Genomic DNA, 18,355 nt, shown 5'->3' with positions numbered 1-18,355 from the left:
CTAGAGCGTCGGGTACAGCGGGAACTTCGCGGCGAGGGCCGAAACGCGCGCCTTCAGGTCCTCGGCGTCGTGCGCGGGCTTCAGCGCCTGCGCGATGATCTCGGCGACCTCGGTGAAGGCCTCGGCGTCGAAACCGCGGGTGGCCAGCGCCGGCGTACCGATCCGCAGGCCCGAGGTGACCATCGGCGGCCGCGGGTCGTTCGGGATCGCGTTGCGGTTGACCGTGATGCCGACCTCGTGGAGGCGGTCCTCGGCCTGCTGGCCGTCCAGCTCGGAGTTGCGCAGGTCGACCAGGACCAGGTGCACGTCGGTGCCGCCGGTGAGGACGTCCACGCCCACGGCCTTGACGTCGTCCTGGACCAGGCGGGCGGCCAGGATCTTCGCACCCTCCAGGGTGCGCTCCTGGCGCTCCTTGAACTCGGGCGAGGCCGCGACCTTGAAGGAGACCGCCTTGGCGGCGATCACGTGCTCCAGCGGACCGCCCTGCTGGCCCGGGAAGACCGCGGAGTTGATCTTCTTGGCCAGCTCCTGCGTCGACAGGATGACACCGCCGCGCGGACCGCCGAGGGTCTTGTGCGTGGTGGTGGTGACCACGTGGGCGTGCGGCACCGGGTTCGGGTGCAGGCCCGCGGCCACCAGGCCGGCGAAGTGCGCCATGTCGACCATCAGGTACGCGCCGACCTCGTCCGCGATGCGGCGGAAGGCGGCGAAGTCCAGCTGGCGCGGGTAGGCGGACCAGCCGGCGACGATCAGCTGCGGCTTGGACTCCTTGGCGAGGCGCTCGACCTCGGCCATGTCGACCTCGCCGGTCTCGTCGACGTGGTACGGGACCACGTTGTAGAGCTTGCCGGAGAAGTTGATCTTCATGCCGTGGGTCAGGTGACCGCCGTGGGCCAGGTTCAGGCCCATGATCGTGTCGCCCGGCTTCAGCAGCGCGAACATCGCGGCGGCGTTCGCCTGCGCACCGGAGTGCGGCTGGACGTTCGCGGCCTCGGCGCCGAACAGCGCCTTGATGCGGTCGATCGCGATCTGCTCGACCACGTCGACGTGCTCGCAGCCGCCGTAGTAGCGGCGGCCCGGGTAGCCCTCGGCGTACTTGTTGGTGAGGACCGAGCCCTGGGCCTCCATGACGGCGACCGGAGCGAAGTTCTCCGACGCGATCATTTCCAGGGTGGACTGCTGGCGGGCGAGCTCGGCGTCGACGGCGGCGGCGACGTCCGGGTCGAGCTCGTGCAGGGGGGTGTTGAGAACAGACATCAGGTACCCCTGGGGTGTCAGTTGTCGGAGTGGGTGAGCGCGGCGTACTCCTCGGCGGAGAGCAGGTCGGCCGGCTCCTCCGCGATACGCACCTTGAACAGCCAGCCGCCCTCGAACGGAGCCGTGTTCACGAGCGCCGGGTCGTCCACGACGTCCTGGTTGGCCTCGACGACCTCACCCGTGACGGGGGAGTACAGATCGCTGACGGACTTGGTCGACTCCAGCTCACCGCAGGTCTCGCCCGCGGTCACCGTGTCGCCGACGGCGGGGAGCTGGGCGTAGACGACGTCACCGAGCGCGTTGGCCGCGAACTCCGTGATGCCGACCGTCGCGACGCCGCCCTCGGCGTCCGACAGCCACTCGTGCTCCTTGCTGTAACGCAGCTGCTGGGGGTTGCTCATGACCTGATTCTCCTGGATGCGGGGGAGTGGGGACGAACAGTGGTCTCGCGTACTGAGACGCGGGGAGTTACTTCTGCCGCTTGTAGAACGGCAGCGCCACGACCTCGTACGGCTCATGCGTACCGCGAATGTCCACGCCGACGCCGGAGGTGCCGGGCGCGGCGTGCGCCGCGTCCACGTAGGCCATCGCGATCGGCTTGCCCAGCGTCGGGGACGGGGCGCCGGAGGTGACCTCTCCGATGACCTTCCCGTCGGCCACGACGGGGAAGCCGGCGCGCGGGACGCGGCGGCCCTCGGCGATCAGGCCGACCAGCTTGCGCGGGGGGTTCGTGGCGGAGCGCTCGGCGGCGGCCTCCAGAGCGGCGCGGCCGACGAAGTCGCCCTCCTTCTCGAACTTGACGACCCGGCCCAGCCCCGCGTCGAACGGGGTGAGGGAGGTGGTCAGCTCGTGCCCGTACAGCGGCATGCCCGCCTCCAGGCGCAGCGTGTCGCGGCAGGACAGGCCCGCCGGGACCAGGCCGACACCCTCGCCGGCCTTGGTCAGCGCCTGCCACAGCTCGACGGCGTGCTCGGGGGCGACGAACAGCTCGAAGCCGTCCTCGCCGGTGTAGCCCGTACGCGCGATCAGCGCGGGCACGCCCGCGACCGTGCCGGGCAGGCCGGCGTAGTACTTGAGCCCGTCCAGGTCGGCGTCGGTGAGGGAGGCGAGGATGCCGGGGGACTCCGGGCCCTGCACGGCGATCAGCGCGTACGCGTCGCGGTCGTCGCGCACCACGGTGTCGAAGCCGGCGGCGCGCTCGGTCAGGGCGTCCAGGACGACCTGGGCGTTGGAGGCGTTCGCGACGACCATGTACTCGCTCTCGCCCAGGCGGTAGACGATCAGGTCGTCGACGATCCCGCCGTCCTCCTGGCAGATGTGCGTGTAGCGGGCGCGGCCGACGCCGACGGTGGAGATGTTGCCCACCAGGGCGTAGTCCAGGGCCTTGACGGCCTCCGGGCCGGTCAGCGTGATCTCGCCCATGTGGGAGAGGTCGAAGAGGCCGGCCTTGGTCCGGACGGCGTTGTGCTCGTCGCGCTCACTGCCGTACCGCAGCGGCATGTCCCAGCCCGCGAAATCGGTCATGGTCGCACCGAGCGAACGGTGCAGCGCGTCGAGGGCGGTCAGGCGGGGGGCAGTGCTCATGGGTGTGGCTCCCGGGTCCCAGGGCATGACATGACGAGGACGTTCCTCCCCATCTGTCATCGGAACCTGAGAGGTTCGCCGAGAGTTCCCGGTCGGACCCGGGGAACGTCGACTTGCACCTTGGGTGGAGCGCACGCGGATGCCGTCGCGGGGGACGGCGGCGCGGCTCGCTTTTCAGATCTGCCTCATCCACGCGGTACGGGGCCTGAGAGATTCAAGGGAGGTACTTGCTCCTTCGGCGCCCGGGCACCGCCTCACGGCGTGCCGGGACTCTCCCGCGCGGATTCAAGCGGCCGGTATGCAGTTGGTCCAGATGGCGCACATCATTGCACGCCGTCCGGGCGATCGGGCGTGCGGGCCCGAAAGAACGTACGCAAAGGGTGGGGCGGGGGCGGCGGACCGATGGTGACGGACCGGTGGTGACGGACCGGTGACGCAACCGGGACGGAGCCGCGATACCCGACCGGAACCGGGGGTCCCGGATTACCGTCTCTTTACACTCAGTGGGCATGGGGCCCCCTGCGGGCCCGGATGGGGGAGGCGATCACTGTGCGGAGATTCGGAGTGCTGGCGTTGACCGGGACGGGGTCCGTGGACGGAGTGCCCGCGGCGCGGCGGACGCGCGCCGAGGGCGCCCCCGTGCGTGACCTGCGCGGCCGGGGCGCGCACGGACCGCAGTGGCTCGGCTTCGCCGAGGGGGACATCGTCGTCGTGTCCGGCCTGCCGGGCGGCGGCAAGAGCACGCTGATCAAGCGGGCCGCCGAGGGCGGCGGCATCGACTCCCAGGACGTGCGCGAGCGCTGGGAGCGGCGCATGCCGAAGACCGTGCCGTACGGGGTGTACCGGCCGCTCGTCCGCTTCGCCCACTACTGGGGGCTCTGGCGGACCCTGCGCTCCGGTGCCTCGGCGGTGGTCCACGACTGCGGGACGCAGAGCTGGGTCCGCGGCCTGCTGGCCGCGGCCGCGCGGCGGCGGGGCCGGGCGCTGCACCTCCTGCTGCTGGACACCAGCCCCGAGGAGGCGCTGGCCGGGCAGGAGGCGCGCGGGCGCGGGGTCTCCGCGTACGCCTTCGCCCGGCACCGGGGGGCGGTGGCCCGGCTGCTGCGCGAGGCGGAATCGGGCCGCCTCCCCGCCGGCTGCACCTCGGCGGTGCTGCTGGACCGCGGCTCGGCCGCCTCCGTGACCCGCATAGCCTTCCGCCGGGACACCCCCTGACCACCCGCGGCGGAGCCCCCGGCGCCGGCCGGAGCCCGAGCCGTTAACCTCGGGCGACGGCAGGGGCGGAAAACACAGCGGAGGCGTGGATGCAGGGCGGCGGCTGGCCGGACAACGAGCTGGAGCAGGTGCTCGGGGCGGCGCTCGGGCAGACGGACGCGGGGGCCCGGATCGTCGAGGTGCTCGGGCGCAGCCGGCTCTGGGTGCCGCTGCCCGCGGGCGCCGGCGCGGGTCCGGACGCGGGCGGCGCGCTCACGCTGCCCACGATGGACATCAACGGGGCCGCGTACGTCCCCGTCTACAGCTCCGAGGCCCAGTTCCGCGCCTGCGTCGGCCCGGCCATGGACTTCGCCGTGGCCCCCGCCGTCGAGTTCGCCCGCGGCCTGCCCCCGCAGCTCGGCATCGCCGTGAACCCCGAGGGCGCCGTCGGCGTCCCGCTGCCCCCGCCCGCCGTGGCGGAACTCTGCCGTACCGGCCGGACCCCGCTCGACGGCCCCGCCACGGGCGGCCGCGTCCGGCTCTACGAGCCCGACTGGCAGGAGGACCCGGTGGACTTCCTGGCCGCGGCCGCCGAGGAGTTCCGCGCCTCCGGCGCGGTCGCCGCGGCCCACCGCTGCCTGGCCAGCGTCGAGGGCGGGGCGCCGGAGCTCTACATCGGTGTCCGGCTGCTGGGATGGGAGCCCGAGATGCGGAACGCGCCGATGGACGCCCTCGGCCGGGCCCTGGCCCGCGTCGCGCCGCCCTGGCCCGTGCAGTTGATCCTCCTCGACGCCGTGCAGGACCCGGTGGTCGACTTCATCGCCGAGCGCGTACGCCCCTTCTACCTCGCGTAGCGCCGCTTAAGCTGGGTGCCGATACGGGTGGACGGGCGGACGAAGAGGGGTACCGGGTGAGTGCGTCAGGCACGGCCGCGGCCGGGCAGGTCGAGCACATGATGCGCCAGGTGACGCCCGGGCGCTTCGAGAGCTACGAGTCGCTTCTGCACGCCCTCGCCGAGGGACGGCTGTGGATGCTGCTCTGGCAGGGACAGCCGGGCTCCCCGGACGCCCAGTACGGCGGCATGGAGATCGAGGGCCTCGGGTACGCGCCCTGCGTCACCTCCCCCCAGGAGCTGGCCGCCAGCGGCTGGAGCCGGGGCTACGAGGTGGTCACCGGCCGGGACGTCGCCCGCGCCCTCTACCCGGACCGCTGGGGCCTGTGGCTCAACCCGCACGCCCAGGGCGGCGGCCTGGGCATCCCCTGGGCCGACCTGCGCCGCATCGCCACCGGGCTCGACCGGATGCCGGCCGGCCCGCTGCGGCTGTCCGAGCCCGCCCTGGAGCTCCCGCAGTTCTACGGACTGCTGACCCAGCACGCCCACCGCACCCCCGCCGTGCGCTCGCTGCGCCGCGCCTGGGTGCAGCCCTCGCTGGGCTCGCCGTACCTCGCGGTCGGGCTCGACCTGTACGACGCCTCCGCGCCCGCGCTGGAATCCGTACGGGAGATGATGCGCCAGTCGGTCGGCGCGGTGCCCGAGGGCGTGCCCGTGTGCACGGTGGCGCTGGCCGACGAGCACGATCCCGTGGCGATGTGGCTGCGCGCCCAGACCCGCCCCTTCTACGACCGCGAGGGCCAGGCCCCGGCGTACTGAGCGGAGCGGTCCACGGACCGGGACGACCATATCCGGCCAACGAAGGCCGCGGGGAACGACGTTCCCCGCGGCCTTCGGCGTATCCGCTGTTTCCGCCCAAGTAGGAGCGCTGAAATGGCACTTGGGCCCGATGTCCGTTCCGCGCCGTACGGTCCCTGTTTCACCGCTGACCAGGACCGGCCGTTCGGATAACGGAAGGTGCAGACGCAGATCACGGTTGCGCATCACATCCCTGGCAGGGCTGGCGGCTGCTCCTGAGCCCGTTGAAGACTCCCCCCACCGAAGGCCGGTCAATCCCACAACCACCGGATCTTCACGTGCACTTCAGGCGCAATTCGTGCCATTCGCACCATCAGAGACGCCGAAAGAACCAAGCCGCCACAGCGGCGGGCATGGGCCGGCCACCGTCGGCCGAGAGGGGTCCCCACCACGATGACGGCACCACTGCACGACACCAGCGCGGCCGAGCCCGCGGCCGTGGCCGCCCCCGAACTCCCGCAGAAGGCGATCGAGGGGCGCTCACCGTGGAAGATCGCCTGGCTCCGGCTCAAGCGTGACAAGGTCGCACTGACCGGCGGTGTCATCGTGCTCCTGCTGATTCTCGTCGCGATCTTCGCGCCGTTGATCGTCAAACTCCTCGGCCACCCGCCGGAGGAGCTGCACGAGGACCTGCTGGACCCGCTGCTCGGCCTGCCGGCCGGACCCCGCGGCGGTATGAACGGCGACTTCCTGCTGGGCATCGAGCCGGTCAACGGCCGCGACGTCTTCAGCCGGATCGTCTACGGCGCGCGCATCTCGCTGCTGGTGGCCTTCCTGTCCGCCTTCGTGGCGGTCTCGCTGGGCACCGTCTTCGGCATCATCGCCGGCTACTTCGGCGGCTGGGTCGACGCGGCGATCAGCCGTGTCATGGACCTGCTGCTCGCTTTCCCGCAGCTGCTCTTCATCATCGCGCTGATCTCCGTCGTCCCCGGAAAGCTGTGGGGATTCGAGGGATCGGGACTGCGCATCGCGGTGCTGGTGCTCGTCATCGGCTTCTTCGGATGGCCGTACATCGGGCGCATCGTCCGCGGCCAGACCCTGTCGCTGCGCGAACGCGAGTACGTCGAGGCGGCGCGGAGCCTGGGCGCGGGGCGGGCGTACATCCTCTTCCGCGAACTCCTTCCCAACCTGGTGGCACCGATCACCGTCTACACGACGCTGATGATCCCCACCAACGTGCTCACCGAGGCCGCGCTGAGCTTCCTCGGTGTCGGCGTCAAGCCGCCCACACCGTCCTGGGGAGAAACCCTCTCAACGGCTGTGCGGACCTATGAGGACGATCCGCTCTTCATGATCTTCCCCGGCGTGGCGATCTTCATCACCGTGCTGGCCTTCAACCTCTTCGGCGACGGCGTCCGCGACGCCCTCGACCCGAAGGGCTCCCGCTAGCCACCGCAGGGCAAACCAGGAACCGGCTTCGAGCCGTACGTACACAGGAACTACAACGGAGGGTTGCGAGCATCGTGACTACCCATCGCACGTCGAAGCGCAGGCTTGCCGCTGGCACGGCCGTCGTGCTCGCGGTCATGCTGACCGCGACCGCCTGTGGCGGCGACAACAAGAAGGACGACAAGACCGCTGCCTCGGGCGGTGGCTTCAACGCCGGCATCGGCAAGATCGCCAACGCGTCGGACAAGAAGGGTGGCGAGCTCAAGTTCGTCGGCACCCAGGAAGCCGACTCGTGGGACCCGCAGCGCGGTTACTACGGCTTCATGTGGGACTTCGCCCGCTACTACACGCGCCAGCTGGTCAGTTACAAGGCCGCCCCGGGCGAGCAGAGCACCGACCTGGAGCCCGACCTCGCGACCGCCAAGGCCGAGATCAGCGACGGCGGCAAGACCTACAAGTACACCCTCAAGGACAACGTGACCTGGGAGGACGGCTCGCCCGTCACCGCCCAGGACGTCAAGTACGGCATCGAGCGCACCTGGGCCCAGGACGTCATCTCCGGCGGCCCGGTCTACCTGATGCAGGTCCTCGACCCGAAGACCGAGTACCCGGGCCCGTACAAGGACACGGCCCCGGACAAGCTCGGCCTCAAGGCCATCGAGACCCCGGACGCGAAGACCATCATCTTCAAGCTCCCGGCGCCCAACGGCGACTTCGAGCAGATGCTGGCCATGCCGGCGGCGAGCCCGGTCAAGCAGGACAAGGACACCGCGGCCAAGTACGGCCTGAAGCCCTTCTCCAACGGCCCGTACAAGATCGACTCGTACGAGCCGAACAAGAGCATGAAGCTCTCGCGCAACACGAACTGGAAGCCCGAGTCGGACACCATCCGCAAGGCGCTGCCGGACTCCATCTCGGTCACGTTCATGGCGAACTCGGACGACATGGACAAGCGCCTGATGAACGGCGAGTTCGACCTCGACATCAACGCGACCGGCATCGGCCAGGCGGCCCGCGCCACCGCGCTGAAGGACCACAAGAACAACCTGGACAACGGCCAGACCGGCTTCATCCGGTACGCCGTCTTCCCGCAGACCGTCGCGCCGTTCGACAACATCGAGTGCCGCAAGGCCGTCATCTACGCGGCCGACCACAAGTCCCTGCAGACCGCCCGCGGCGGCCCGCAGGCCGGTGGCGACATCGCCCCCAACATGCTCCCGCTCGGCATCAAGGGCTCCGACGCCAAGTACGACCCGTACGGCGTCCTGACCAACGACGGCAAGCCCGACGTCGAGAAGGCCAAGGCCGCTCTCAAGGCGTGCGGCAAGGAGGGCGGTTTCAAGACCACCATCGCCGTCCGCAACAACAAGCCGGTCGAGGTCGCCACGGCGGTCTCGCTCCAGAACGCCCTGAAGCAGGTCGGCATCGACGCCCAGGTCGAGCAGTTCGACGGCGCCCAGACCTCCGGCATCATCGGTTCGCCGAAGGTCGTCAAGGAGAAGGGCTACGGCATCATCATCATGGGCTGGGGCGCCGACTTCCCGACCGGGCAGGGCTTCGCCCAGCCGCTGGTCGACGGTCGCTTCATCCTCCAGAGCGGCAACAACAACTTCTCCGAGCTGAACGACCCGGTCATCAACGGCCTGTTCGACAAGGCGATCGCGGAGACGGACCCGGTCAAGGCGGGCGACATCTACAAGCAGATGAACCAGAAGGTCTCCGAGGCCGCGGTCTACCTGCCCTTCGTCTACGACAAGACGATCACCTGGCGCAGCACCCGGCTGACCAACGCCTACACCTCCGACGCCTACAACGGCCGCTACGACTACGCCTCCCTCGGCGTCTCGAAGTAACCGTCCGTCAGTCCAGTTCCAGTGTTCCAGTGCCACACCCGCTAGGCACGAAGGGCAGGTGATGGCCGCGGTCGCGGCGTGGGGGCGCCCTCCAGAAGAGGGCGCCCCCGGGTCTCGGTCAGGCCGAGCGCAGTGCTTGCATATCTCATCCGGCGGTTCTTCGCCGTCATCGTCATGCTGTTGGTCATCTGCTTGGTGACCTTCGGAATCTTCTTCCTCTTCCCGAAGATGATCGGGACGGATCCGGCGCTGTACTTCGTCGGCAAGCAGTCCGACCCCGCTGCCATCGAGGGCATCCGGCAGAAGATGGGTCTCGACGACCCGATCCTCGTCCAGTTCGGCAAGTTCATCGTCGGGCTGGTGGCGGGTCGCACCTACGCCAACGGCTCCGACGTCACGCAATGCGCCGCGCCCTGCTTCGGCTACTCCTTCAAGACCGAGCAGGAGGTCTGGCCGCTGCTGCTCGACTGGCTGCCGGTCACCCTCTCGCTCGCCGCCGGCGCCGTCGTGCTCTGGGTCGTCGGCGGTGTCGCCACCGGCGTCATCTCCGCCCTCAAGCGGGGCACGCTCCTGGACCGCTCGGCGATGGGCGTCGCCCTCGCCGGCGTCTCCCTCCCCATCTACTTCACGGGCATGCTCGCCATCGCCCTCTTCTCCGACCAGCTCGGCTGGTTCGGACGCCCGGAGGTGGCGTTCGCCGACGACCCGGGCAAGTGGTTCAACGGGATGGTCCTGCCGTGGGTCTCGCTCGCCTTCCTGTACGCGGCGATGTACGCCCGGCTCACCCGCGCGACGATGCTCGAAGTCCTCAACGAGGACTACATCCGCACCGCGCGCGCCAAGGGTCTGGCGGAACCCGTCGTCATCGCCAAGCACGCCATGCGCTCGACGATGACGCCGATCCTGACCGTCCTGGGCCTCGACCTCGGAGCCCTCATGGGCGGCGCGGTCCTGACCGAGTACACGTTCTCGCTGCACGGTCTCGGCTACAGCGCCGTCCGCGCGATCAGTGACCACGACCTGCCGGTCATCCTGGGCATCACCTTGATCTCCGCCTTCTTCGTCGTCGTCGCGAACCTCGTCGTCGACCTCCTGTACGCGGTGATCGACCCCCGAGTGAGGCTGTCATGAGCGACCTGACCAAGAGCGGTACGACGGGAGCGCAGGCGCCGCCGAACGTGCCCGTCACCGGTTCCGCCCCCTCCACCGCCTTCCTGGAGGTCCGCGACCTCAAGGTGCACTTCCCGACCGAGGACGGCCTGGTCAAGTCCGTCGACGGACTCTCCTTCACCCTGGAGAAGGGCAAGACCCTCGGCATCGTCGGCGAGTCCGGCTCGGGCAAGTCCGTCACCTCGCTGGGCATCATGGGCCTGCACCGGGTGGGCCAGTACGGCCGCCAGCGGGCCCACATCTCGGGCGAGATCTGGCTGGACGGCAAGGAGCTGCTCTCCTCCCCGGAGGAGGAGGTGCGCAGGCTGCGCGGCCGGGAAATCGCGATGATCTTCCAGGACCCGCTGTCCGCGATGCACCCGTACTTCACCGTGGGCAAGCAGATCTCCGAGGCCTACCGGGTCCACAACAAGGTCGACAAGAAGACCGCGTTCAAGCGGGCCGTCGAACTCCTCGACCGCGTCGGCATACCCGAGCCCCACAAGCGCGTCGACAGCTACCCGCACGAGTTCTCCGGCGGTATGCGCCAGCGCGCGATGATCGCCATGGCGCTGGTCAACAACCCCGAGCTGCTCATCGCGGACGAGCCGACCACCGCGCTGGACGTCACCGTCCAGGCGCAGATCCTCGACCTCATCCGGGACCTCCAGCAGGAGTTCGGCTCCGCGGTCATCATGATCACGCACGACCTCGGCGTGGTCGCCGAAATGGCCGACGAACTGCTCGTCATGTACGGCGGCCGGTGCGTCGAGCGCGGTACCGCCGAGAAGGTCTTCTACGAGCCCCGCCACCCGTACACCTGGGGCCTGCTGGGCTCGATGCCGCGCATCGACCGCGACCAGACCGAGCGGCTGATCCCGGTCAAGGGCTCCCCGCCGAGCCTGATCAACATCCCGAGCGGCTGCGCGTTCAACCCGAGGTGCCCGTACGCCGACGTCCCCAAGGGCAACGTGACCCGCACGGTGCGGCCGGAGCTGACGCAGGACGACAGCCTCCACTGGTCCGCGTGTCACATGTCGCAGGACGAGCGGACCCGGATCTGGACCGAAGAGATTGCGCCGAAGCTGTGAGCGACAAGACGAAGCCGGATACGGCTGTTCTCCCCTCCCAGGCCGTGGACTCGCCCGAGCCGCTGCTCAAGGTGACCGGCCTGGTCAAGCACTTCCCCATCAACAAGGGGCTGCTGCGCCGGCAGGTCGGGGCCGTCAAGGCCGTGGACGGCATCGACTTCGACGTCCGGCGCGGTGAGACGCTGGGCGTCGTCGGCGAGTCCGGCTGCGGCAAGTCGACGATGGGCCGGCTGATCACGCGCCTGCTGGAGCCCACGGGCGGCACGGTCGAGTTCGAGGGGCGCGACATCACGCACCTGTCGGTCGCCGGGATGCGCCCGCTCCGCCGCGACGTGCAGATGATCTTCCAGGACCCGTACGGCTCGCTGAACCCGCGGCACACGGTCGGCACGATCGTCGGCGCCCCCTTCAAGCTCCAGGGCGTCCAGCCCGAGGGCGGTCTGAAGGCGGAGGTGCAGCGGCTGCTGTCCCTGGTGGGCCTCAACCCGGAGCACTACAACCGGTACCCGCACGAGTTCTCGGGCGGCCAGCGCCAGCGCATCGGCATCGCCCGCGCGCTGGCCCTGAATCCGAAGCTGGTCGTCGCCGACGAGCCGGTCTCGGCGCTGGACGTCTCGATCCAGGCACAGGTGGTCAACCTGCTGGACGACCTCCAGGAGGAGCTCGGCCTCACGTACGTGATCATCGCGCACGACCTCTCGGTCATCCGGCACGTCTCGGACCGCATCGCGGTGATGTACCTCGGCAAGATCGTGGAGCTGACCGACCGCAAGTCGCTCTACGAGAGCCCGATGCACCCGTACACCAAGGCGCTGCTGTCGGCCGTGCCCGTGCCGGACCCGCGCCGCCGGGGCGCCAAGAGCGGGCGCATCCTGCTCAAGGGCGACGTCCCGTCGCCGATCTCGCCGCCCTCCGGCTGCCGGTTCCACACGCGGTGCTGGAAGGCCACGCAGATCTGCACCACTCAGGAGCCGCCGACGCTGATGCCGACCCCGGGCCACCAGGTGGCCTGCCACCACCCGGAGAACGCCCCCGACCAGGCCCCGGGCGACCCGGCCCTCCCGGGCGCCGCGGACGCGATCGCCACGGTCACGGAGTGACCGCCCGCGGTCCCGGGCCCCGAGCCCGGGACCGCGGGACCGCGCCCCGGCCGTCGGACCGACGGCCGAACGGCACAATGGGGCGGTGCTCCACGATCTCTTCCCGCCCGGGATCCAGCATGCCCTGGACCTCGCCGGCATCTTCGTCTTCGCCACCGCCGGTGCGCTGCTCGCCGTACGCAAGAACTTCGACGTCTTCGGCATCTGCGTGCTCGCGCTCGTCACCGCCCTCGGCGGCGGCCTCTTCCGCGACCTCGTCATCGGCGCCGTCCCGCCGGCCGCCTTCGGCGAGCTCAGCTTCTTCGTGACCCCGCTGATCGCGGCGGTCATCGTCTACTTCCTCCACCCCGAGGTCCAGCGGATCAACCGGGCCATCAACGTGTTCGACGCGGCCGGCCTCGGCCTGTTCTGCGTCACGGGCACGACCAAGGCCTACGAGTACGGCCTCGGGCTGACGGCCTCCGCCGCGCTCGGCGTGGCCACGGCCGTCGGCGGGGGCGTCCTGCGCGACGTACTGGCCAACGAGGTCCCGTCGCTGCTGCGCGACCGCGAGATGTACGCGGTCCCCGCGATCGTCGGCGCCGCGATGGTGGCCCTGTCGATCGCCTTCGACAGCCTCAACGGCGTGACCACCGGCGCGGCGATCATCACCACGTTCGTGCTCCGGCTCCTCGCCATGCGCTACCACTGGCGTGCCCCGCTGGCCTGGAACCGCCGTTCCTCGGTGTCCGAAGAGCCGTAATCAGCATGTAGCAATGGAAAGCTACCGCTTAGTAGCAACCGGCGGTAGGCTCGAAACCATGGCATACGCAGCGGCCCAGGCCTCCATCGGCGACAGCGAATTCGACCGGGACACGACCGTCACCGCGCGCGCGGACGAGTCCGGCGTGTACGACGCGGAGCTCTCCGCCGGGTGGACGATCATCACCGCCGTCAACGGCGGCTACCTGCTGGCCCTGGTCGGCCGGGCCCTGTCGGCGGCCCTGCCGCACCCGGACCCCTTCACCGTCTCCGCCCACTACCTGACCTCGTCGGTGCCCGGCCCCGCCGTGATCCGCACCGAGGTCGTCCGGATCGGGCGCACCCTCTCCACCGGCCAGGCCTCCCTCTTCCAGTACGACGAGAACGGCGCCGAGATCGAGCGGATCCGGGTCGTCGCCTCGTACGGCGACCTCGCCGCCCTCCCGGACGACGTCCGCACCACCGCCGTCCCGCCGGCGTTCCCGGCGTACGAGGACTGCCTCGGCCCGGAGGCCGGCCCGGCCCCCATCCCCGGCAGCAACGCGATCGTGGACCGGCTGCGGCTACGCCTGGATCCGGCCACCGCGGGCTGGGCGGTCGGCGCGCCCTCCGGCAAGGGCGAGATGCGGGCCTGGTTCGAGCTGGCCGACGGCCGCGACGCCGATCCGCTGTCGATGCTGCTCGCGGTGGACGCCCTGCCGCCGACCTGCTTCGACCTGGGCCTGATGGGCTGGAGCCCGACCATCGAGCTCACCGCGCACGTCCGCAGGCGCCCGGCCCCCGGCCCGCTGCGGATCTCCATCACCACCCGGAACCTGGCCGGCGGCTTCCTGGAGGAGGACGCCGAGGTCTGGGACTCCGCCGGCCACCTGGTGGCCCAGTCCCGCCAACTGGCCCGCGCCCCGCGCTGACCCGGGTCCCCGCCGCGGCCGGCCGCCGTTCCCGCCGTTCCGGGACCCCGTCCCGGCCACTCCGGGACCCCGTCCCGGCCACTCCGGGCCCCCCACCGCACCGGGGGGTCCGGGGCCCGGGAGGGGACTCGTAGAATCAGGGGATCATGGCCTACCTCGACCACGCCGCCACCACCCCGATGCTCCCGGAGGCCGCTGCGGCGATGACCGCGCAGTTCGCCGCCACGGGCAACGCGTCCTCCCTCCACGCCGCCGGCCGCCGTGCCCGCCGTACGGTCGAGGAGGCCCGCGAGGCCCTCGCCGAGGCACTCGGCGCCCGCCCGAGCGAGGTGGTCTTCACCGCGGGCGGCACGGAGGCCGACAACCTCGCCGTCAAGGGCCTCTACTGGGCCCGCCGCGACGCCGAACCCGCCCGGACCCGGGTGCTCACCAGCCCCGTCGAACACCACGCCGTCCTCGACGCCGTGCACTGGCTCGGCGAGCACGAGGGCGCCCGGATCGAGTACCTCCCGGTCGACCGTCACGGCCGCGTGCACCCCGACGACCTCCGCGAGGCCCTCGCGCGCGACCCCGAGGACGTGGCCCTCGCCACCGTCATGTGGGCCAACAACGAGATCGGCACCGTCATGCCGGTCCGTGAACTGGCCGACGTCGCGCGTGAGTTCTCCGTCCCCCTGCACTCCGACGCCGTCCAGGCCTTCGGACAGCTCGACGTCCGCTTCGGCGACAGCGGCCTCGCCGCGATGACCGTCAGCGGCCACAAGATCGGCGGCCCGTACGGCATCGGCGCCCTGCTGCTCGGCCGCGACCAGAGCCCCGTACCCGTCCTGCACGGCGGCGGCCAGGAACGGCACGTGCGCTCCGGGACGCTCGACGTGCCCGCCATCGCCGCCTTCGCGGTGGCCGCCGTGATCGCCGCCGAACGGCGCGAGCGATTCGCCGCCGAGATCGGCGCGCTGCGCGACGAACTGATCGCCGCCGTACTGCGCGAGGTGCCCGACGCCGTCCTCGGCGGGGACCCGGACGACCGGCTCCCGGCCAACGCGCACTTCAGCTTCCCCGGCTGCGAGGGCGACTCGCTGCTGCTCCTGCTGGACGCCCAGGGCATCGAGTGCTCCACCGGCTCCGCCTGCACCGCGGGCGTGGCCCAGCCCAGCCACGTCCTGCTGGCCACCGGAACCGACCCGCAGCTGGCCCGCGGCACCCTGCGCTTCTCCCTCGGCCACACCTCCACCAAGGAGGACGTCGCGGCCGTGGCCGCGGCCATCGGCCCGGCGGTCGAGCGCGCCCGTACGGCAGGCCTCAGCTAAGGCCCGTCCGCCTGATCCGGACCGATCCGGACCGAACCGGCCTGATCCGGGCCGGACCGAACCGGGCCGGATCAGGCCGGGGCCGTCGCGAGCTCCGAGCGGACCAGGCCCAGGTACCGGTCCCAGTCCCAGTGGGGGCCCGGGTCCGTGTGGTCGGTGCCCGGGACCTCGGAGTGGGCCACTATGTGCCTGCGGTCCACGGGTATGCCGTAGCGGCGGCAGACATCGGCGGCGAGGCGGGCCGAAGCCGCGTACAACGCCTGCGTGAAGTCCTGCGGCCGGTCCACGAAACCCTCGTGCTCTATGCCGACGCTGCGCTCGTTCATCGCGCGGTTCCCCGAGTGGAAGGCGACGTCCATCTCGCGCACCATCTGCTCTATGCGGCCGTCCTGGCCGACGATGTAGTGCGCCGACGCCTGGTGGAACGGGCTCTTGAAGGCGTCCACAGAGGACGCGAAGCTGCCCTGCGTGACATGCACCACGATCCGGTCCACCCGGTAGTCCTCCGGCCGGTCCGCCAGCCGCCAGTTCGCCGGCGAGGCCGAGGTCCAGCCCACGCCCGCGTGGTCCACCTCGCCTTCCTTGCGCGGCTTGCCCACGCCCGGCAGCAGCCACCAGGCGCGCCGCAGCTCGTCCTGCCCGGCGATCGCCGCCACCGCGAAGACCCCCACGCCCCCGAAGAGCACCGCCCGGCGGGTCCTGCGCGGCCCCGCCTTCGGCGCGGCCCCGACCTCGCTCCCCATGTGATCCACCCCCTGCCCGTGATAACGCGCTGTGACCCCGGCCGGTTCCCCCGTACTCTGGACGGTGCTATGACTGAGAACCTGCCGCGCACCGATCGCCCACTTCGCGTCCTGGCCGCCATGTCCGGCGGCGTGGACTCCGCCGTCGCCGCCGCCCGCGCCGTCGAAGCCGGGCACGACGTGACCGGCGTCCACCTCGCGCTCTCCGCGAACCCGCAGTCCTTCCGGACCGGCGCGCGCGGCTGCTGCACCATCGAGGACTCCCGCGACGCCCGCCGCGCGGCCGACGTCATCGGCATCCCGTTCTACGTGTGGGACCTCGCCGAGCGCTTCCGCGAGGACGTCGTGGAGGACTTCATCTCCGAGTACGAGGCCGGGCGCACCCCGAACCCCTGCCTGCGCTGCAACGAGAAGATCAAGTTCGCGGCCCTGCTCGACAAGGCCCTCGCCCTCGGCTTCGACGCCGTCTGCACCGGCCACTACGCCACGGTCGTCCTGAACGAGGACGGCACCCGCGAGCTGCACCGCGCCTCCGACATGGCCAAGGACCAGTCGTACGTGCTCGGCGTCCTCGACGAGAAGCAGCTCGCCCACGCGCTCTTCCCGCTCGGCGACACCCTCACCACCAAGGAAGAGATCCGCGCCGAGGCCGAGCAGCGGGGCCTGGCCGTCGCGAAGAAGCCCGACAGCCACGACATCTGCTTCATCGCCGACGGCGACACCCAGGGCTTCCTCGCGAGCCGCCTGGGCAAGGCGGAGGGCGACATCGTCGACGGGGAGACCGGCGAGAAGGTCGGCACCCACGAGGGCGCCTTCGGCTTCACCATCGGCCAGCGCAAGGGCCTGCGGATCGGCCACCCGGCCCCCGACGGCAAGCCGCGCTACGTCCTCGACATCTCCCCGGTGAACAACACCGTCACCGTCGGCCCGGTCGAGGCCCTCGACGTCAGCGCCCTGACCGCCATCCGCCCGCGCTGGTGCGGCTCCACGGCCGCCGCGCCGGGCACGTACACCGCGCAGCTGCGCGCCCACGGCGGCGAGACCGAGGTCTTCGCCGAGCTCGTGGACGGGGAGCTGCGGGTGCGCTTCACGGAGCCGGTCCGCGGCGTCGCCCCGGGCCAGGCGATCGTCCTCTACGACGGCACGCGCGTGGTCGGCTCCGCCACCATCGCGACGACCACCCGCGCCGCGGCCGCCGTCTGAGGCCCGTCCCGGCCGCCTAGGTCGTGTCGTCAAAGTCCCGTCTGGTCGGCGGGGTCTGGCACGCACGCTCGCCGCGTTGTCGTCGGTCACCGACGCTCCGCGTCGATTCCCTCCTCCGCCTTGCGATCGCACGCACCAGACCCCGCCGACCACCGCCCTGACGGGCGGCCGACGCCACTTTGACGACACTCCCTAGGCGACCGTCAGGACGATCTTGCCGGTGGTGCGGCCGAGTTCGCCGATCTCGTGGGCCTTCGCGGCCTGCGCGAGCGGCAGGACCGTGTCGACGAGCGGCTTCAGCAGACCGCGGTCGGCGAGCGCCGCGATCTCCCGCAGTCCGCCCAGGTCCGGCTCGACGAGGACCCAGGCGGCGTGCACGCCCTGCGTGTCGGCCGGGATCCCGTCCGGGCCCGGCAGCGTCACCAGGTGGCCGCCCGGCTTGAGGACCTTCAGCGAGCGCTGCCCGTAGTCCCCGCCGACCGCGTCGATCACCACGTCGACGTCGGAGACGGAGTCCTCGAAGTCCGCCGTGCGGTAGTCGAGCACCTCGTCGGCGCCCAGCTCGCGCAGCAGTCCGTGCTTGGCCGCGCTGGCCGTGCCGATCACGTACGCGCCGCGGGCCTTGGCGATCTGCACCGCCAGGTGACCGACCCCGCCGGCCGCGGCGTGGATCAGCACCCGCTGCCCGGCCGTGACCCCGGCCGTGTCCACCAGGGCCTGCCAGGCGGTCAGCGCCGCCAGCGGCAGGGCGGCGGCCTGTACGTGGTCCAGGGAGGCGGGCTTGCGGGCGAAGTGGCGGGCCGGGGCTACCACGTACTCGGCGTAGCCGCCCGCCTGGCGCGGGAAGTTCGGCATGCCGTACACCTCGTCGCCCGCGCGGTACAGGGTCACGCCCGGGCCGACCGCCTCGACGGTGCCCGACACGTCCCAGCCGACCATCGGGACCTCGCCCCAGGCGATCAGGCCCCCGCTGGCCCGGGTCTTCCAGTCCACCGGGTTCACGCCGGCCGCGTGCACCCGTACGAGGATCTCGTTCAGGCCCGGCTCGGGGCGCTCCGTCTCGACCTCGGTGAGAACCTCCGGTCCGCCCCACTGGCTCACGACGACCGCGCGCATGACTGTCTCCTTCGGTAGTGCTCG

The 18,355-nt window shown here is 71.2% G+C and carries 17 protein-coding genes and 1 riboswitch; of the genes, 12 read left to right on the top strand and 5 right to left on the bottom strand.

From position 1 onward, the window contains the following. The 3 genes from glyA to gcvT form a co-directional block, all read right to left on the bottom strand. Entirely contained in the window at positions 1–1,257 is a 1,257-nt protein-coding gene (gene glyA, locus CP980_RS10095) for a serine hydroxymethyltransferase (protein WP_150528010.1), read from the bottom strand. Positions 1,258–1,274: 17 nt separating this feature from the next. Further along, positions 1,275–1,658 carry a glycine cleavage system protein GcvH gene (gene gcvH, locus CP980_RS10090; RefSeq protein ID WP_099889362.1) on the bottom strand — a complete coding sequence of 128 codons (384 nt, stop codon included), beginning with the start codon at positions 1,656–1,658 and terminating at the stop codon, positions 1,275–1,277. Positions 1,659–1,725: 67 nt separating this feature from the next. After that, a complete protein-coding gene (gene gcvT, locus CP980_RS10085; RefSeq protein ID WP_132756920.1) occupies positions 1,726–2,841 on the bottom strand; it encodes a glycine cleavage system aminomethyltransferase GcvT in 1,116 nt (371 codons plus the stop codon). 184 nt (positions 2,842–3,025) lie between these two features. Further along, positions 3,026–3,129: riboswitch (glycine riboswitch) on the bottom strand. 303 nt (positions 3,130–3,432) lie between these two features. Here gcvT and CP980_RS10080 point away from each other — a divergent pair. The 11 genes from CP980_RS10080 (at position 3,433) to CP980_RS10030 (ending at position 15,269) form a co-directional block, all read left to right on the top strand. Then, on the top strand, positions 3,433–4,056 hold the full coding sequence (locus CP980_RS10080) for an AAA family ATPase (protein ID WP_132756922.1): 624 nt from the start codon (positions 3,433–3,435) through the stop codon (positions 4,054–4,056). 89 nt (positions 4,057–4,145) lie between these two features. After that, the gene (locus CP980_RS10075; RefSeq protein ID WP_132756923.1) at positions 4,146–4,889 is read left to right on the top strand and encodes an enhanced serine sensitivity protein SseB; all 744 of its coding nucleotides are present in this window, start codon (positions 4,146–4,148) and stop codon (positions 4,887–4,889) included. Positions 4,890–4,945: 56 nt separating this feature from the next. Further along, a complete protein-coding gene (locus tag CP980_RS10070; RefSeq protein ID WP_132756925.1) occupies positions 4,946–5,686 on the top strand; it encodes an enhanced serine sensitivity protein SseB C-terminal domain-containing protein in 741 nt (246 codons plus the stop codon). Between the two features lie 432 nt (positions 5,687–6,118). Continuing rightward, positions 6,119–7,114 carry an ABC transporter permease gene (locus tag CP980_RS10065; protein WP_132756927.1) on the top strand — a complete coding sequence of 332 codons (996 nt, stop codon included), beginning with the start codon at positions 6,119–6,121 and terminating at the stop codon, positions 7,112–7,114. 74 nt (positions 7,115–7,188) lie between these two features. After that, the gene (locus CP980_RS10060; protein WP_132756929.1) at positions 7,189–8,967 is read left to right on the top strand and encodes an ABC transporter substrate-binding protein; all 1,779 of its coding nucleotides are present in this window, start codon (positions 7,189–7,191) and stop codon (positions 8,965–8,967) included. A 132-nt stretch (positions 8,968–9,099) separates the two neighbouring features. Then, the gene (locus CP980_RS10055; protein WP_132756931.1) at positions 9,100–10,098 is read left to right on the top strand and encodes an ABC transporter permease; all 999 of its coding nucleotides are present in this window, start codon (positions 9,100–9,102) and stop codon (positions 10,096–10,098) included. Beyond that, complete coding sequence (locus CP980_RS10050; protein ID WP_132756932.1) at positions 10,095–11,207, top strand: ABC transporter ATP-binding protein; 1,113 nt, start codon at positions 10,095–10,097, stop codon at positions 11,205–11,207. The genes CP980_RS10055 and CP980_RS10050 overlap by 4 nt, the downstream gene beginning before the upstream one ends. Beyond that, positions 11,204–12,307 carry an ABC transporter ATP-binding protein gene (locus CP980_RS10045; RefSeq protein WP_150528009.1) on the top strand — a complete coding sequence of 368 codons (1,104 nt, stop codon included), beginning with the start codon at positions 11,204–11,206 and terminating at the stop codon, positions 12,305–12,307. The genes CP980_RS10050 and CP980_RS10045 overlap by 4 nt, the downstream gene beginning before the upstream one ends. An 85-nt stretch (positions 12,308–12,392) precedes the next feature. Then, the gene (locus CP980_RS10040) at positions 12,393–13,049 is read left to right on the top strand and encodes a trimeric intracellular cation channel family protein (protein WP_099889353.1); all 657 of its coding nucleotides are present in this window, start codon (positions 12,393–12,395) and stop codon (positions 13,047–13,049) included. A 58-nt stretch (positions 13,050–13,107) separates the two neighbouring features. Further along, positions 13,108–13,959, top strand: a complete 852-nt coding sequence (locus CP980_RS10035; RefSeq protein WP_189998461.1) for a thioesterase family protein — start codon at positions 13,108–13,110, stop codon at positions 13,957–13,959. A 146-nt stretch (positions 13,960–14,105) separates the two neighbouring features. Further along, on the top strand, positions 14,106–15,269 hold the full coding sequence (locus tag CP980_RS10030) for a cysteine desulfurase family protein (protein WP_132756938.1): 1,164 nt from the start codon (positions 14,106–14,108) through the stop codon (positions 15,267–15,269). A 71-nt stretch (positions 15,270–15,340) separates the two neighbouring features. Here the strand turns inward: CP980_RS10030 and CP980_RS10025 are convergent, their stop codons facing one another. Next, entirely contained in the window at positions 15,341–16,012 is a 672-nt protein-coding gene (locus tag CP980_RS10025; protein WP_150528007.1) for an N-acetylmuramoyl-L-alanine amidase, read from the bottom strand. Between the two features lie 69 nt (positions 16,013–16,081). Between CP980_RS10025 and mnmA the strand changes: the two genes are divergently transcribed. Next, a complete protein-coding gene (gene mnmA, locus CP980_RS10020) occupies positions 16,082–17,215 on the top strand; it encodes a tRNA 2-thiouridine(34) synthase MnmA (RefSeq protein WP_123512427.1) in 1,134 nt (377 codons plus the stop codon). A gap of 192 nt (positions 17,216–17,407) precedes the next feature. On the opposite strand, the gene CP980_RS10015 is transcribed toward mnmA, so the two are convergent. Beyond that, positions 17,408–18,331, bottom strand: a complete 924-nt coding sequence (locus tag CP980_RS10015; RefSeq protein WP_150528006.1) for an NADP-dependent oxidoreductase — start codon at positions 18,329–18,331, stop codon at positions 17,408–17,410. Positions 18,332–18,355 lie beyond the last annotated feature (24 nt).

This window comes from Streptomyces vinaceus, assembly GCF_008704935.1.
Taxonomy (GTDB): domain Bacteria; phylum Actinomycetota; class Actinomycetes; order Streptomycetales; family Streptomycetaceae; genus Streptomyces; species Streptomyces vinaceus.
Note: the sequence above shows the minus strand (reverse complement) of the source record. Positions and strands in the feature narration are given on the sequence as shown.